This is a genomic window from Aeromonas sp. s2, assembly GCF_040907935.1.
Taxonomy (GTDB): Bacteria; Pseudomonadota; Gammaproteobacteria; order Enterobacterales; family Aeromonadaceae; genus Aeromonas; species Aeromonas dhakensis.
The window spans coordinates 260,762-276,027 of the sequence record NZ_JBFOCR010000014.1; the positions used below are offsets into that span (position 1 = coordinate 260,762).

Here is a 15,266-nt window from a genome sequence, read left to right on the forward strand (position 1 = left end):
ATGATGAAAAAGGCGATTACCCTGCTGTTTCTGAGCACCCTGGCTGCCCCGGCTCTGGCCGATGAGTGCGCGTTGGTCATCGAAGGCAATGATGCCATGCAGTACAACCTCAAGGAGATGAGCGTACCGGCCACCTGCAAAGAGGTGACCGTGACCCTGAACCACACCGGCAAGATGCCGGTGACCGCCATGGGCCACAACTGGGCGCTGGCCAATACCGCCGACTATCAGGCCGTTGCCACTGCGGGCATGAGCGCCGGCGCCGAGAACAACTACCTGCCCAAGGATGATCCCCGCGTACTGGCCCACACCAAGCTGGTGGGCGGCGGTGAGAGCACCAGCGTCACCTTCAAGACCGACGGCCTGGCCGGCAAAGACCTCACCTTCTTCTGCTCCTTCCCCGGCCACTTCGCCATGATGAAGGGCACCTTCAAGGTCGGCTAAGACGTTGTGCCGACCCAGAAGCCGGGCAGTGCCCGGCTTTTTTGTGGCCACTTGCCATGCCAGGGAACCCTGGCTCTGCAACGGGAGTTGTATGCCGTTTTATGATCCGGCGCGGGGTGAGTGGGGAGCATAGCGGGTAAGATAGGCCCCTTTCGGGCCTGATGCCCATGGGAGAGGAGCCGTTTGTCGTGAGAAACGCCATCAACTGGGTGGTCGGCTGTTGCCTGCTGCTGGTATGCGCCATTGCGCTGGCAGCGGAGCCGCCGGTGAAGAAGAGCCGCAACGGCATCTGCCATCCCAAGGGCGGCACCTACTACAGCCGCACCAAGCACTACACCCCCTATGACTCCATGCAGTCCTGCCTCGACAGCGGCGGCCGGGCGCCGAAACGCTGACCGGGCTCGGCCTGCGCCTGCCACCTATTTGGGTTGCAGGGTAAAAAAGGCGATGGCGCTCTTCTTCTGGCAGTCGAACTGGATGCTCTGCTCGCCGCTGATCAGCAGGGTCTCGTTGACCGCCATGGGCTGGCCCGCTGCCGTGAGCTGGCCGCTTAGCAGGTAGCAGAGATAGGTCTTGTCCGTCTCCAGGGTGAGGCTGAGCGGGAAGGGGAGGTTGAGCACCCGCACGTTGGCGCTGAGGCGGGCCGGATCATAGATGAGCCCCAGATCCGTCACCTCTTTTTTCAGCAGCTCGCAGTGGGTGTCGTCATCCCCGCTGAAGTGGGCCGCCTCGAAGGTGGCGTAGGGGTGGCCGTTTAGCACGAAGCCGGCCCCGCTGATGGGCAGCAGGATGCGCTGATAGCCGGGGAATTTCGAGAAGGGGCCGGCCTCCTTGATGGGCGCCGAGCTCAGCCGATAGGCAAAATCGAGCTTGTCGAGGCTGGCGCCGGCAGGGGAGATGAGGATCTGGGCTGTGGTGCCCTGCTTGTTCTTCCAGGGCATCTTCAGCTGGTCGGACTCTTTTATCAGGGTGATCAATGGCGCCTCGGCAGTTGGTGAGCGGAGTGAATTGTGTGGCCCAGTGATACCATCCCGCCCGCCGGCCCACAAGGTTGCGTCTGCCTGTCCCGCACTGCCCGCCCACTATTTCATCAGTTTCATCAGTCAGGCCAGCCATCGCCCTTGCGTTGGCTGCTTGCCCGTCGCGGCTGTATGAAACGCAACCACTTGTGCAGGGCGGCGAGAGGGCAAAACGGCAGGCTGTGATCCCGTCGCTGTTAAAGCGGCGGCGGCTCGCTACACTGGCGGTTCTGTTGCCCAAGGAGGCCCCATGACTCACAAGATCATTCTGGATACCGATCCCGGTATCGATGACGCCATGGCAATTCTGTTTGCCGAAGCCCACCCCGCCATCGAGCTGCTCGCCATCACCACGGTATTTGGCAATGCCACCATCGAGAACGGCACCCACAACGCCCTCTGGCTCAAGCAGCAATACGGCATGAAGGCGGATGTGGCGCAGGGGGCGGCCGCCCCGCTGCGACGCGAGCCGGTGGGCCCGACCACTGTGGTACACGGCCCGAGCGGGTTTGGCGACGTGACGGCGGGGGAGGTGACGCTCACTCCGGATCCCCGGCCGGCCTGGCAGTATATCGTCGAAGCGGTGAAGGCTGCTCCCGGCGAGATCACCCTGGTCACCATAGGGCCGCTCACCAACCTGGCGCTGGCGCTGCAGGCGGCCCCCGAGATTGCCGGCCTGGTGAAGCAGGTGGTGGTGATGGGCGGCGCCTTCGGCGTCAACGGCCATCGCGGCAATGTGACCCCCTATGCCGAGGCCAACATCCACGACGATCCGGATGCCGCCGATCGGGTGTTCACCGCCCGCTGGCCTGTGGTGATCATCGGGCTGGACGTGACCCAGCAGAGTTTCTTCAGCAGCGCCTATCTGGACGCACTGCGCGACGAAGCGGGCGAGCCGGGCCGTTTCCTGTGGGATGTCAGCCGCTTCTACCTGCGCTTCTACTCCGAGCGGATCGGGCTCGACGGTTGCCACGTGCACGACCCGTCCGCCATCGCCTACGTGATCGATCCGACCCTGTTCACCCTGCGCGCGGGGCCGGTGCGGGTCATCAACGACGGCCCTGCTATCGGCCACACCCTGCAGAAATTTGACGGCAAGTCCCACCCCCACGACGAGTGGGCCGACCATCCGGCCCAGCAGGTCGGGGTGGCGGTGCGGGATCAGGCGCTGCTGGCGCTCTATCGGGAGACGCTGGTGGCCTGGGGTCGCAACCGCTAGAGGGCTCGGCGAGCAGGGTGGCTTGCGGTCGGACTTGAGGTACGGCTGTGATCCGCACCAAACAATTGGGGGCCAGTTGCGGCTTATACTGGCAGCAACCGTGTGAAGAAGGAGAAACAGGATGGCCTGGTTGTCGTTGCTGGTGGCGATTGCCCTCATCTGGTGGTTGATGAAGCTGGGGCGTGGCGCCCTGTTCGAGATCCGGCTTGCGCCAGGCAAGGTGCAGGTCAAGCGGGGCAAGGTGTCTCCTGCATTCATCGAGCATGCCAAACAGATCCTGCGTCACGAGACGGTGCGCGGGCGCATCCTGGGTCAGCGCGATGGCGATGGGGTCAGGCTGGTCTTCTCCCGCTCCATTCCGGAGCCGGTGGCCCAGCGTTTTCGCAACATCTTCCCCTATGGTGATTACCGGCTGGGGGCGGTGCCGCTCTCCGGCTCCAAACCGCGCAAGGGGTGAGTCGTCACTCACACAGCAAACGGGCCTCCATTGGAGGCCCGTTTTGTTAGGGTCGGCGTGACTTATGGGTGCAGGGTGCGCTGGGCCTTGACCGTCTCCGGCTTGATGGCCACCCCTTCATTGCCCCAGGAGGCGCGCAGGGTGTTGACCAGCTCGGCGATCTGCTGATCGTTGAGGGTCCAGCCGTAGCCCGGCATGTGGTAGCCGATATTGCCCTGGGTGACCGGGGTCTCAGCGCCGTGCAGCAGCACGTTGAGCAGGCTGGCCGGATCCTCGGCCAGCACGGTCTGGTTGCCGATCAGGGAGGGGATGACGTGGTCGTTGCCGCGCCCGTTGTTGCCGTGGCAGGTGGAGCAGTACATGGCGTAATCCGCCTGGCCGCCGGCACTGGCATAGGCCCGGTTGCCCCTGGCGGCCGGTGCCTCGTCATCCAGCCCGGTCAGGTAGGTGGCGATGCTGGCCAGATCCGCGTCGCTGAAGTACTGGCTGCTGTGAGTGATCACTTCCGCCATGGGGCCGCTGACGGCCTGATACTGGCTGCGGCCGGTTTTCAACAGATCGATGAGGGCCTGCTTGTCGTAGCGGCTACCGCGGATGTCGGGAGCATACCAGCCATCCAGGGTAGCGCCGCTCAGATAGAGGGGATCCGCCTCGGTCAGGGCCTTCTCCTGCATGCCGATCCCGCGCGGGGTGTGGCAGCTGCCGCAGTGGCCCGCTCCCTGCACCAGATAGGCGCCACGGTTCCACTCCTCACTCTTGCCGGCGACCGGGGTGAAGCGGCCGTCATCGTGATAGAGCCAGTTCCAGCCCCTGAGTGGCCAGCGCATGTTGAGCGGCCAGGGGATGTCGCTCGCCTTGTTGGCAATGGCCTGCGGCTGCACATCCTGCATCAGGTAGTGGTAGAGGGCGGTGAGATCCTCATCGCTCATCTTGGCGTAGGCGGTGTAGGGCATGGCCGGGTAGAGGGGGTCGCCGCTGCGGGTGATCCCTTCGCGCATCACCTTGATGAACTCGGGCAGGCTGTAGTTGCCGATGCCGTGGGTCTTGTCCGGGGTGATGTTGGTGGCGTAGACGGTGCCGACCGGGGTGGGGAAACCCTTGCCGCCGGCGAGTGGCTTGCTCGCCTCGCTGGTGTGGCAGGCGGCGCAGTCCCCCAGCTTGGCCACGTATTCACCCGCCGACATGGCGGGGGCGGCTTGCAGGGCGAAGGTGGGCAGGGCCAGCAGCACGGTACTGGCAGTCAGGGAACGGATCATTTGGCACCTCCCTTGGTCAGGGCGACCAGCTCGTTGACGGCGCGCCACGCCTCGTCGATGGCGGCGTGGGCATAGGGGCTCCAGCCCGCGTCCGAGTTGGCGATGGTGATGTTGCCCACCGGCTGGCGACCCCGCTCAATGAAGCGCTCCGACTGCTCTTCGTCGTCAAACAGGGAGTTGGCGATGTAGGAGTAGCCGTGGGACCAGCGGTTGACCGTGATGGCGAGGATATCCTGCTCATGGTTGAAGCCGGCCTCGCCCAGCATGGCCTGCAGCTGCTCGCGGATCATCTGTTCGTGCTGCTCGAACGGCATGCCGAGGAGCATGGCGCGCCCCTTGCGGGACTGCTCGCGGGCCGACAGGCCGCTGCCCGGCAGGGTCGGCACATAGACCATGTGCAGGCACATGGGCTGATCCGGGTTCTTGGGATGCTCGTAGCCGCCGAGGTCGACCGGGTAGTCGAGCTTGACCCGGCTGTAGGGGGCGGCCGGGGCATAGACCTCGTGCACGCCGAGTTTGACGAACGGCTGCCAGTTTCTGATCACCACCTTGGTGTAGACCAGCGGCGCCTTGACGTTCTGGCGCAGCGCCTCCTTCTGGGGCGCCGGCATCTCGGGCACCAGGTAGGGGATCATCATGTTGTAGCCGGCCATGATGCACTGTCTGGCCTGCACCCGGTGCAGCTTGCCCTCCTTGATGTAGGTGACGTCCACCCCCTGTTTGCCGTCCTTGAGCGGCACGTTTCTGGCCTGCAGCGCCGTGCTGCCAAGGCGCAGCTGCACCTTGTGCTCGGGGCGGTCGAGCTGGCTGTAGTCGAACCTGGCCAGCACCACATCCTGCATGGTGTGGCCTGGGGCCACCTGCGGGATGAGCTTGCGCACCATCAAGCGGGTGAGGCCGGCGTTGCCATCCGGGAAGTGGAAGATGTAGGGGTCGTCCAGCTCGGCCTGGGATTCTGCATCGAGCGGGGTGAGATCCATGCCGGCAAAGCCCGGCAGGGCGCACAGGCGGGCGTCGGCGCAGGAGGTGGCATCGATGCCGACCGCCTGGAAGTCGTCGGTGCGCTGCTGGAAGAAGGTGATGGCCCGCTCGCTCAGCCCCACCTTGTCGCGCAGGAAGGTGGTGTAGCTGTTGCTCTCCATCCAGGCGTCTTTCTGCTCGCGAGTCATGCCATGCAGGTAGTCGGTCTTCTCTTCGTGCAGCGCCAGCAGGGTGGCCTTGTCGGTGTCGTCGAACGGGAAGTCGCCGATGAACTCGGCCAGCGGCCGGCCGTTCAAGCGATCGCGCGGGATGTCGTCGGCCACGCTGTGGCCCGGATCGCCGCTCACTATCTTGTTGACCCCGAAGTGCTTCTCGTCAAAGAAGACGCCGCGGCTCAGACCCAGATCCGGGTAGAAGGTCTGCTGGAAGCCTTTGGCCAGCTCGTCGATGTTGACCTCGAGCGCCTTGAGCAGCCCCAGCGCCACCGGGCTGTAGACGGAGCGCGGTGATTGCAGGGATTCGCTGCCGCCGTAACCCAGCCGCAGACCGTCCGGGGTGGTGAACTCGTTGCGCTTGGCGTGGCCGCCGAAGTCGTCGTGGTTGTCGAGCAGCAGGATCTTTTTGTCCGCCCCGAGCAGTTGCTGGTAGAAGCAGGCGGCGGAGAGGCCGCTGATGCCGGCGCCGACGATCACCAGATCGTACTCGCCCTCCAGCGGGAGGTGGGCGAAGTCATACTGCTTGCCGTCGCGGGCGATGCTGTGAGCCGGCTCGAAGGAGCCCGGGTGGTTGCCGCGCAGGCCGGTGAGAGCGGGCGGATAGACCAGCGTCTTCTCGGCCAGCGCCTTGCCGCCTTCGGCGGCCTGCAGCAGCTGGATGGGGGCGACGCCGGCCGCAATGGCAATGGCGACGCCGTTGAGAAAGTCTCTGCGTGTGATGCTCATGGCAATCCCTGTAAATGAAGAGTCGAATGAGAAGTGGGATAGGGTTGAATTCGTGACTGACGAGTAACGAAGGGGCGCAACCTACCGCTATATCCCGATGGAGTCCATGGCTTTGATAATAACTTATTAAACAAAATGGGGGATCATGTGATGGCCATGGCGGTGAGATGGATGAAATATGCATGTTTGTGGGGCAAAGCCACATCAATACCAAGGAATTAATTGAAATTTAATTTGATTAATTATGGTTAATTTCGAGTCTCACCTTTATTCGGCCATGGTCGACAAACAGGGCCTGATTATCGCCTGAATTTTCACCGCAAGGCCACCAAATGACACCCTTTATCCTTGTAAAATAAAAGGTTAAACGACGAAGTGGTCATTTAATCAACGCTGATTGAATGAAATTGAGCCAGCCGCTGATTAATTGAGAACGGCCCGATATGGATAAATTCAGCGGCGTCAAGCCATTAACATGCGACACACAGAAATCGCAAACAGCACACAAGTGAAAGATTAATTTTTCATGTTGTTCACATCCCCCCCCGGTGAAATAGAATGCTGCGTTTTTCTTACCACTTTAGCCTTGCGAAGATGAGGACATTGCATGAGACCTTTTGATGTAAAGAGGGGCTTGGGCGCTTTGCTGTTGCTCGCGACTGCCGGCTTGCTGAGCGGCTGCGACATGGCGCTGATGAGCCCCAAGGGGCAAGTTGGTCTGGAGCAGAAGTCACTGATATTGACCGCACTCGGCTTGATGCTGATCGTGGTGGTGCCCGTGATCGTGATGGCAGTGGCGTTCGCTTACAAATACCGAGCGTCCAACACCAATGCCACCTATGCGCCTGACTGGGCCCACTCCAACAAGATTGAAGCGGTCGTCTGGACCGTACCCGTCATCATTATCGCCATCCTGGCGGTGATTACCTGGAAGACCTCCCACTCTCTGGATCCCTACAAACCGTTGGAATCCGAGGTGAAACCGATCCAGGTCGATGTCATCTCCCTTGACTGGAAATGGTTGTTTGTCTATCCGGAGCTGGGTATCGCCTCGGTCAACGAGCTGGCATTCCCGGTCAACACCCCGGTCAATTTCCGGGTGACCTCCGACACCGTGATGAACTCCTTCTTCATTCCCCAGCTGGGCGGCCAGATCTACGCCATGGCGGGCATGCAGACCAAGCTGCACCTGATCGCCAACGAGGCAGGCCAGTACAAGGGCATCTCGGGTGGCTACAGCGGCGCCGGTTTCTCCGGCATGAAGTTCAACGCCATCGCCACTCAGGATCAGGCCGGTTTCGACGCCTGGGTCGCCAAGGTGAAAGCCTCTTCCAAGGCGCTCAACACCATGGATGAGTTCAACACCCTGGCCAAGAAGAGCGAAAACCACCCGGTGGAGTACTTCGCCAGCGCCGATCCCAAGCTGTTCGTCAACATCATCAACAAGTTCATGGGCGACATGAAGCACGGCGAGCACGCTGCCATGCAACACGGCGAAGCATCGGCTGCGATGCCGCATGATGCCTCCATGAGCCACGAAGGCATGGAGCATGACGCCTCCATGAGCCATGAAGGCATGGAGCACGGCGACGCCATGCACCATGAGGCCCAGGGCGAGCAGATGGACCACGCCGGTCACATGCCGGCCGACAAGACTGTGAAAGCGGGTACTAACTGATGTTTGGAAAATTAACTCTCGATGCCATTCCGTACCATGAACCCATCATCATGGTCACGATCGCCGGCATCATTCTGGGTGGGCTGGGTATCGCCGGTCTCATCACCTATTTCGGCAAGTGGCAATATCTGTGGAAAGAGTGGCTGACCTCGGTCGACCACAAACGCCTCGGTATCATGTATCTCATCCTCGGCATGGTCATGCTGCTGCGCGGCTTTGCCGATGCGGTGATGATGCGTACCCAGCAGGTCATGGCCTCGGCCGGCGGCGAGGGCATACTGCCACCGCACCACTACGACCAGATCTTCACCGCCCACGGCGTCATCATGATCTTCTTCGTGGCCATGCCGCTGGTGATCGGTCTGATGAACATCGTGGTGCCGCTGCAGATCGGTGCCCGTGACGTCGCCTTCCCCTTCCTGAACAACCTGAGCTTCTGGTTCACCGCCGCGGCCGTGGTGCTGATCAACGTCTCCCTCGGGGTCGGTGAATTCGCCCAGACCGGCTGGCTGGCCTATCCGCCCTTGTCGGGGCTGGAGTTCAGTCCGGGGGTCGGGGTCGACTACTGGATCTGGAGTCTGCAGATCTCGGGTCTGGGGACCTTGCTGACCGGCGTGAACTTCTTCGCCACCATCATCAAGATGCGCGCCCCTGGCATGACCATGATGCGCCTGCCGGTGTTCACCTGGACCGCCCTGTGCGCCAACGTGCTGATCATCGCCTCCTTCCCGATCCTGACCGTCACCATCGCCCTGCTGACCGCAGACCGCTACCTGGGTACCCATTTCTTTACCAATGACATGGGTGGCAACATGATGATGTACATCAACCTGATCTGGGCCTGGGGTCACCCCGAGGTGTACATCCTGGTACTGCCGGTGTTCGGGATCTTCTCCGAAGTGGTGGCGACCTTCTGCAAGAAGAAGCTGTTCGGTTACACCTCGCTGGTGTGGGCGACCATCGCCATTACCGTGCTCTCCTTCATCGTCTGGCTGCACCACTTCTTCACCATGGGGTCCGGCGCCAACGTGAATGCCTTCTTCGGCATCACCACCATGATCATCTCCATCCCGACCGGGGTGAAGATCTTCAACTGGCTGTTCACCATGTACCGCGGTCGCATCGAGTTCACCTCGCCCATGCTGTGGACCGTCGGCTTCATCATCACCTTTACCGTGGGTGGCATGACCGGGGTACTGCTCTCCGTGCCGGCCGCCAACTTCGTGCTGCACAACAGCCTGTTCCTGATCGCCCACTTCCACAACGTCATCATCGGCGGTGTGGTGTTCGGCTGCTTCGCCGGTATCACCTACTGGTTCCCGAAAGCGTTCGGCTTCAAGCTGGATGACGTCTGGGGCAAGCGTGCCTTCTGGTGCTGGATCACCGGCTTCTTCGTGGCCTTCATGCCGCTCTACGTGCTGGGCTTCATGGGTATGACCCGTCGTGTCAGCCAGAACATCGATCCCGAGTTCCACGGCTGGCTGGTGGTGGCTGCCTGCGGCGCCGGTCTGATTGCGCTGGGCGTACTGTGCCAGGTGATCCAGATCGTGGTCAGCATCCGCGACCGCGAGAAGAACCGCGACCTGACCGGCGATCCCTGGGGTGGCCGTACCCTGGAGTGGTCCACTTCCTCGCCGCCCCCCTTCTACAACTTCGCCATCGAGCCGAAGATCAAAGGGCTGGATGCGTTCTGGGAAGCCAAGCAGGACGGTTCTGCCTATCAGCAGCCCAAGCACTATGACCCGATCCACATGCCGAAAAACTCCGGTGCCGGCGTCATCATCGCCGCCTTCAGCACCCTGTTCGGCTTTGCCATGATCTGGCACATCTGGTGGATGGCCATCGCCGGCTTCGTCGGCATGATCGCCACCTGGATCATCCACAGCTTCAATGACGACGTGGACTACTACGTGCAGGTTGACGAGATCGAGCGGATCGAGCGTCAGCATTTTGAAAATCTCAACAAGGTGGCTTAATTCCATGGCGACTGACGTTCTACATCACACTCACGGTGCCCATGAGGATGGGCACCATGATGCCGGCGCCAACAAGGTATTCGGCTTCTGGATCTACCTGATGAGTGACTGCATCCTGTTCGCGACCCTGTTCGCGACCTATGCGGTCCTGGTCAACGGCACCGCCGGCGGTCCGAGCGGCAAGGACATCTTCGAACTGCCGTTCGTGTTTGCCGAAACCATGCTGCTGCTGCTGAGCTCCATCACCTTCGGCTTTGGCATGCTGGCCATGAACAAGAACAAGGTGGCGGCGGTCAATACCTGGCTGTTCATCACCTTCCTGTTCGGTGCCGGCTTTATCGCGATGGAGATCTACGAGTTCCATCACCTGATTGCCGAGGGCTACGGTCCGGATCGCAGCGGTTTCCTCTCCGCCTTCTTCACCCTGGTGGGTACCCACGGTATCCACGTGACCAGCGGTCTTGTCTGGATCATCGTGATGATGGTGCTGGTAGCCAAGAAGGGGCTGACCGATCGCAACCGTACCCGTCTGATGTGCCTGAGCCTGTTCTGGCACTTCCTCGACGTGGTGTGGATCTGCGTCTTCACCGTGGTCTATCTGATGGGGGTCATGTAATGAGTCATTCCGTTGACAATCACGGCGCCAGCCACGGCAGCGCCAAGAGCTACCTGATCGGCTTCGTGCTGTCCCTGATCCTGACCGCAGTGCCGTTCTGGATGGTGATGGACGGTTCTGCCTCCCACACCACCGTGCTGGCCACCGTGGTCGGCATGGCGGTGGTGCAGATCTTCGTGCACCTGGTCTACTTCCTGCACATGAACACCTCGTCCGAGGAGCGCTGGAACCTGGTGGCACTGATCTTTACCGTGCTCATCATCGCCATCGTGGTCGTGGGTTCCCTGTGGATCATGTACAACCTCAACATCAACATGATGGTTCACTGAGCAGGTTGGCAATGATGATGAAGCAATACCTGCAAGTGACCAAGCCGGGCATCATCTTCGGTAACCTCATCTCGGTTATCGGAGGGTTCCTGCTGGCCTCCAAGGGGAGCCTGGATGTGCCCCTCTTCATCCTGACCATGGCTGGTGTATCACTGGTGGTCGCCTCCGGTTGCGTGTTCAACAACTACATCGACCGGGACATCGACTGCATCATGGAGCGCACCAAGAACCGTGCTCTGGTGAAGGGTCTGATCGCCCCCGGCGTATCGCTCTGGTACGCGAGCGCCCTCGGCATTGCGGGCATTGCACTGCTCTACTTTGCGGCCAATCCGTTGGCCGCCCTGCTGGCGGTGCTGGGCTTCATTGTCTATGTGGGGGTCTACAGCCTCTACATGAAGCGTCACTCGGTCTACGGCACCCTGGTCGGCAGCCTCTCCGGCGCCGCGCCGCCGGTCATCGGCTACTGCGCGGTGAGCGGTCAGTTCGACTCGGGGGCACTGATCCTGCTGGCGATCTTCAGCCTGTGGCAGATGCCGCACTCCTACGCGATCGCCATCTTCCGCTTCAAGGATTATCAGGCGGCCAACATCCCGGTGTTGCCGGTGGTGAAGGGGATCTCCGTGGCCAAACACCACATCACCCTCTACATCCTGGCCTTTATGGTGCCAACCCTGATGCTGTTCCTCGGCGGCTACGCCGGTTACAAGTATCTGGTGGTGGCCACCGCGGTCAGCGTCTGGTGGCTGGGGATGGCGCTGTCTGGCTACAAGGCGGCGGTGGACGACTCCCTCTGGGCGCGCAAGCTGTTCATGTTCTCCATCGTCACCATTACCTGCCTGAGCGTGATGATGTCGGTGGACTTCCAGCCGGAGGCCGAGCCTGCGGTGCTGGTGAGCATGCTGCCCTGATAGTGTGACTTGCCCCCCTAAAATGCATGAAATCCAGAGCCGGGAACCTTCCCGGCTCTGTTATTATGGGGCCGCCCCGTCGGGCACTTTTCCCTTGTGTCGGGTGTGGCATGGCGCGTGTCGGCCACCCCTTGAGTCTTCCTTTTTCCTGACCTATCGAGGCCATCATGAATGATTTCACCATGACGAGGGGCGAGCGCCGTGCCACCTGGGCGCTCGGCTCCGTCTTCTCGTTGCGCATGCTCGGCATGTTTATGGTGCTGCCGGTGCTGACCACCTACGGCATGTCTCTCGCGGGTGCCTCCGAGGCGCTCATCGGCCTGGCCATCGGCATCTACGGCATGACCCAGGCGCTGTTCCAGATCCCGTTCGGCCTGCTCTCCGACAAGGTGGGCCGCAAGCCCCTCATCGTCGGCGGTCTGCTGATGTTTGCCCTTGGCAGCGTGATCGCGGCGCTGACCCACTCCATCTGGGGCGTGATCCTCGGCCGCGCCCTGCAGGGCAGCGGCGCCATCTCGGCCGCCGTGATGGCGCTCTTGTCGGATCTCACCCGCGAGCAGAACCGCACCAAGGCGATGGCCTTCATCGGGGTGAGCTTTGGCATCACTTTCGCCATCGCCATGGTGACCGGTCCCCTCATTACCCATGCGCTGGGGCTCAGTGGTCTCTTCTGGCTGATCGCCCTGCTGGCGCTGGCGGGCATTGCCGTCACCCTCTGGCTGGTGCCGACCCCGAGCGGTCACCTGCTCAATCGCGAGTCCGGCATGGTGAAGGGGGGGATGCGCACCGTGCTGACCAACCCGCGCCTGCTCAAGCTCAACTTCGGCATCCTCTGCGTGCACACCCTGCTGATGTCGAGCTTCGTGGCGCTGCCGCCGCTGCTGGAGCGTGCCGGCCTGCCCCGTGACAGTCAGTGGCAGGCTTATCTGGTCACCATGCTGATCGCTTTCGTCAGCGTGGTGCCGTTCATCATCTATGCCGAAAAGCGCAGAAAGATGAAGCGGGTGTTCCAGATCTGCGTGCTGGTGATGCTCGTCGCCGAGCTGGTGCTCTGGCAAAGCGGCCTGCAGCTGTGGGGCCTGCTCGCCGGCCTGCAGATCTTCTTCATCGGTTTCAACGTGATGGAGGCGCTGCTGCCGTCCCTTATCAGCAAGGAGTCGCCCCCCGGCTACAAGGGCACCGCCATGGGGATCTACTCCACCAGCCAGTTTATCGGGGTGGCCATCGGCGGCAGCCTCGGCGGCCTGCTCTACAGCCTGGGTGGCGGCGCCCTGGTGTTTGGCGGCTGCGCCGCGCTGGCGCTGGTCTGGCTCGGGGTCAGCCTCACCATGGCCGAGCCACCCTACGTGAGCAGCCTGCGCATCGTGTTGCCGGAAGGGGTGGAGGCCAACGCGGCGCTGGAGCAGAAGATCCGCGCCTGCGAGGGGGTGAGCGACGTGCTGCTGGCCGCTGCCGAGCACTCCGTCTATGTGAAGGTGGACAGCAAGCGCCTGAGCCGGCGCGATCTGGAGTCGCTGGTCGCCGCCTGAGGACGCCTGCCGGCATGAAAAAGCCCGCCAATTCGGCGGGCTTTTTATTGGGCAGTATTCAGCTGGATTGTGCTCAGCTGGGCTGTGTGCAACAGGGGGCGGGCTCAGTCGGCCAGGCAACGCTGCTCGGCGGGCAGGCTGGCGCCATCCCCCAGCAGCAGGGTGCTGAGGGCCGCCCTGGCGCAGCGGGAGCTGCTGAGCTGGCCGTGCTGGTTGCTCTGCTCCACCCGAATCAGGCGGGCGGCGCTGCCAAAGGCGGCCTGCATCTGGCGGGCACCGGCGAAGGGGGTATTGGGGTCGTACTCGGCGCCGAGCACCAGGGCCTTGGCATCATCCGGCAGCTTTATCTCGCCGGCGCCGTAGCTGGCGATGGGCTGGCGCGGATAAGGCCAGTCTGCGCAGGTGTGGAAGCTCTTGGCCAGCAGCAGGGCGCCGGCCCCCTGGAAGGCGGCATCTTCCGGGTCCAGCCCCTGCCAGCCATAGGGCTCGCTGTTGTCGGTGCAGTGGATGGCGCTGAAGAAGGGCATCTCCTGCAGTTCCTGATAGGGGTTGTCGTCGGCCTGATCGGCGAGGCGGGTCAGCAGGGGGCCGGCGTCGTCCTGCTGCCAGAAGGCGAGCTGATCGTCGCGCTCGCTGCCGCTGATGGCATCGATCAGTACCGCCTCCCAGCGGGCGCGGTCGAGCACATTGCCTTGGTTGTCCACATAGCGGCCGTTGTCGCGTACCTGCCGGGTCACCGCCATGCTGCGCTGCAGCGCCTGCTCCCCGAAGCGCCAGGCCAGGATGCGGTTGGCATTCTCGCCATCGCCGCGAAAGATGGCCGGGTAGCGGCTCTCGGCGGGAGACATCGGCGAGTCGACCACCAGATTGGCCACGTGGCTCGGGTAGCGGGCGGCATAGAGGGCGGCCAGACGAGTGCCGTAGGAGAAGGTGATGGGGGTGATACGATCGCGCCCTAGGTGCTGGCGCAGGCGCTCCATGTCCTCGACCACCGCCCGGGAGCCCAGATGCGGCGCATGCAGCCGCAACGGCTCGTCGCAGCGCTCGCGCAGGGTGGCGCCGAAGGCTTGGCCCTGATCGGCCCCGCTCTGGAGCGCCGGCAGGGCACCCTTGTCACGGCTGGCAAAGAGCTGGGCGAGCTGCGCCGGGGTCATGTCTGGCCGCACGCCCTGTTTGTCGGTCAGCAGGCAGCTGCGCAGCTCGTGGCCAAGGGCACTGTAACCGGCCCCGCGGGGATCCAGGGTGACGATGTCGTAGTGCTCAAGGATGGCGGGGTTGGCGCTGCGCAGCAGGTCGAGCAGGAGGCCGAGATCCGGGGTGGCGGAGGTGGGGCCGCCCGGGTTGTAGAACAGGGTGCCGCGATAGTCGCCGCTGGCGCGATAGTGCAGATAGAAGATATCCAGGGTGTCGCCCTTGACCGTGCGGGTCTGCTGCTTGATCTGGGTGCGGCTGGGATTGTCCGACCAGGAGGAGAAATGGCGGCTGTCGCCGGAGAAAAAGCCACTGCCGGTGCGCGAGGTGGAGCTTTTCTCCCACTTGGTCTCCTTGATCTGGACCCACTCCTTGTCGTAATCGAGCGGCACCGTCAGGTAGTGACAGCTGACCTGACTGGCGGGAATGGCGATGCCGTCCTCCTGCCAGCCCTGGCGCAGCTGTTGGCAGACCTGACCGGCGTCATAGCCGGCGCGAACATGGCGAGCCTGGAAGGGCTCTTCTCTCTTTTCCAGATTGCAACCTGCCAGCAATGCCGGTGCCAGCAGGGTCATGAGCAGCGTGTATTTCATTGTCTATTTCCATTTATCTAGCCTGAACCCCGAAATAGTACGGGGAGGGGCCGACCGGATGGCAGCCGGAAGTTGTATGGAAATATTGCAAGGTGTGTCGATTTACATATTTCTGGTGATATTTGGTGG

Annotated in this window: 14 protein-coding genes; 10 read left to right on the top strand and 4 right to left on the bottom strand. The window is 62.4% G+C overall.

Annotated elements, in window-relative coordinates; translation table 11 throughout:
• The first annotated feature begins 3 nt into the window (after positions 1–3).
• The gene (azu, locus tag AB5Y81_RS11965; RefSeq protein WP_005302949.1) at positions 4–444 is read left to right on the top strand and encodes an azurin; all 441 of its coding nucleotides are present in this window, start codon (positions 4–6) and stop codon (positions 442–444) included.
• A 188-nt stretch (positions 445–632) separates the two neighbouring features.
• Positions 633–839 carry a hypothetical protein gene (locus tag AB5Y81_RS11970; RefSeq protein WP_268037225.1) on the top strand — a complete coding sequence of 69 codons (207 nt, stop codon included), beginning with the start codon at positions 633–635 and terminating at the stop codon, positions 837–839.
• Between the two features lie 24 nt (positions 840–863).
• Here AB5Y81_RS11970 and AB5Y81_RS11975 read toward each other — a convergent pair whose 3' ends face one another.
• On the bottom strand, positions 864–1,421 hold the full coding sequence (locus AB5Y81_RS11975; protein WP_279484077.1) for a HutD family protein: 558 nt from the start codon (positions 1,419–1,421) through the stop codon (positions 864–866).
• 292 nt (positions 1,422–1,713) lie between these two features.
• Between AB5Y81_RS11975 and AB5Y81_RS11980 the strand changes: the two genes are divergently transcribed.
• On the top strand, positions 1,714–2,682 hold the full coding sequence (locus AB5Y81_RS11980; protein WP_216973143.1) for a nucleoside hydrolase: 969 nt from the start codon (positions 1,714–1,716) through the stop codon (positions 2,680–2,682).
• A 121-nt stretch (positions 2,683–2,803) separates the two neighbouring features.
• Positions 2,804–3,139, top strand: a complete 336-nt coding sequence (locus tag AB5Y81_RS11985) for a DUF3634 family protein (protein WP_042049182.1) — start codon at positions 2,804–2,806, stop codon at positions 3,137–3,139.
• Between the two features lie 62 nt (positions 3,140–3,201).
• Here AB5Y81_RS11985 and AB5Y81_RS11990 read toward each other — a convergent pair whose 3' ends face one another.
• Positions 3,202–4,395 carry a cytochrome c gene (locus tag AB5Y81_RS11990; RefSeq protein WP_279484080.1) on the bottom strand — a complete coding sequence of 398 codons (1,194 nt, stop codon included), beginning with the start codon at positions 4,393–4,395 and terminating at the stop codon, positions 3,202–3,204.
• Positions 4,392–6,317 carry an NAD(P)/FAD-dependent oxidoreductase gene (locus AB5Y81_RS11995; RefSeq protein WP_279484081.1) on the bottom strand — a complete coding sequence of 642 codons (1,926 nt, stop codon included), beginning with the start codon at positions 6,315–6,317 and terminating at the stop codon, positions 4,392–4,394. The genes AB5Y81_RS11990 and AB5Y81_RS11995 overlap by 4 nt, the downstream gene beginning before the upstream one ends.
• Before the next feature lie 607 nt (positions 6,318–6,924).
• Between AB5Y81_RS11995 and cyoA the strand changes: the two genes are divergently transcribed.
• The 6 genes from cyoA (at position 6,925) to AB5Y81_RS12025 (ending at position 13,353) form a co-directional block, all read left to right on the top strand.
• Positions 6,925–7,995, top strand: a complete 1,071-nt coding sequence (cyoA, locus tag AB5Y81_RS12000; protein WP_080630592.1) for a cytochrome o ubiquinol oxidase subunit II — start codon at positions 6,925–6,927, stop codon at positions 7,993–7,995.
• Positions 7,995–9,971 carry a cytochrome o ubiquinol oxidase subunit I gene (gene cyoB / locus AB5Y81_RS12005; protein ID WP_005302935.1) on the top strand — a complete coding sequence of 659 codons (1,977 nt, stop codon included), beginning with the start codon at positions 7,995–7,997 and terminating at the stop codon, positions 9,969–9,971. Before cyoA ends, cyoB begins: the two co-directional genes overlap by 1 nt.
• Positions 9,972–9,975: 4 nt before the next feature.
• Positions 9,976–10,587 carry a cytochrome o ubiquinol oxidase subunit III gene (locus tag AB5Y81_RS12010; RefSeq protein ID WP_005302934.1) on the top strand — a complete coding sequence of 204 codons (612 nt, stop codon included), beginning with the start codon at positions 9,976–9,978 and terminating at the stop codon, positions 10,585–10,587.
• Positions 10,587–10,916: a cytochrome o ubiquinol oxidase subunit IV gene (locus AB5Y81_RS12015; RefSeq protein WP_005302933.1), complete on the top strand. Its 330-nt coding sequence runs from the start codon at positions 10,587–10,589 to the stop codon at positions 10,914–10,916. The genes AB5Y81_RS12010 and AB5Y81_RS12015 overlap by 1 nt, the downstream gene beginning before the upstream one ends.
• 11 nt (positions 10,917–10,927) lie before the next feature.
• Positions 10,928–11,824 (top strand): heme o synthase, encoded by an 897-nt coding sequence (gene cyoE / locus AB5Y81_RS12020; protein ID WP_017780806.1) that lies wholly within the window; start codon positions 10,928–10,930, stop codon positions 11,822–11,824.
• A 167-nt stretch (positions 11,825–11,991) separates the two neighbouring features.
• Entirely contained in the window at positions 11,992–13,353 is a 1,362-nt protein-coding gene (locus AB5Y81_RS12025; RefSeq protein ID WP_279484082.1) for an MFS transporter, read from the top strand.
• A 104-nt stretch (positions 13,354–13,457) separates the two neighbouring features.
• Here the strand turns inward: AB5Y81_RS12025 and AB5Y81_RS12030 are convergent, their stop codons facing one another.
• Entirely contained in the window at positions 13,458–15,137 is a 1,680-nt protein-coding gene (locus AB5Y81_RS12030; protein WP_279484083.1) for an alpha/beta hydrolase, read from the bottom strand.
• Positions 15,138–15,266: the final 129 nt, after the last annotated feature.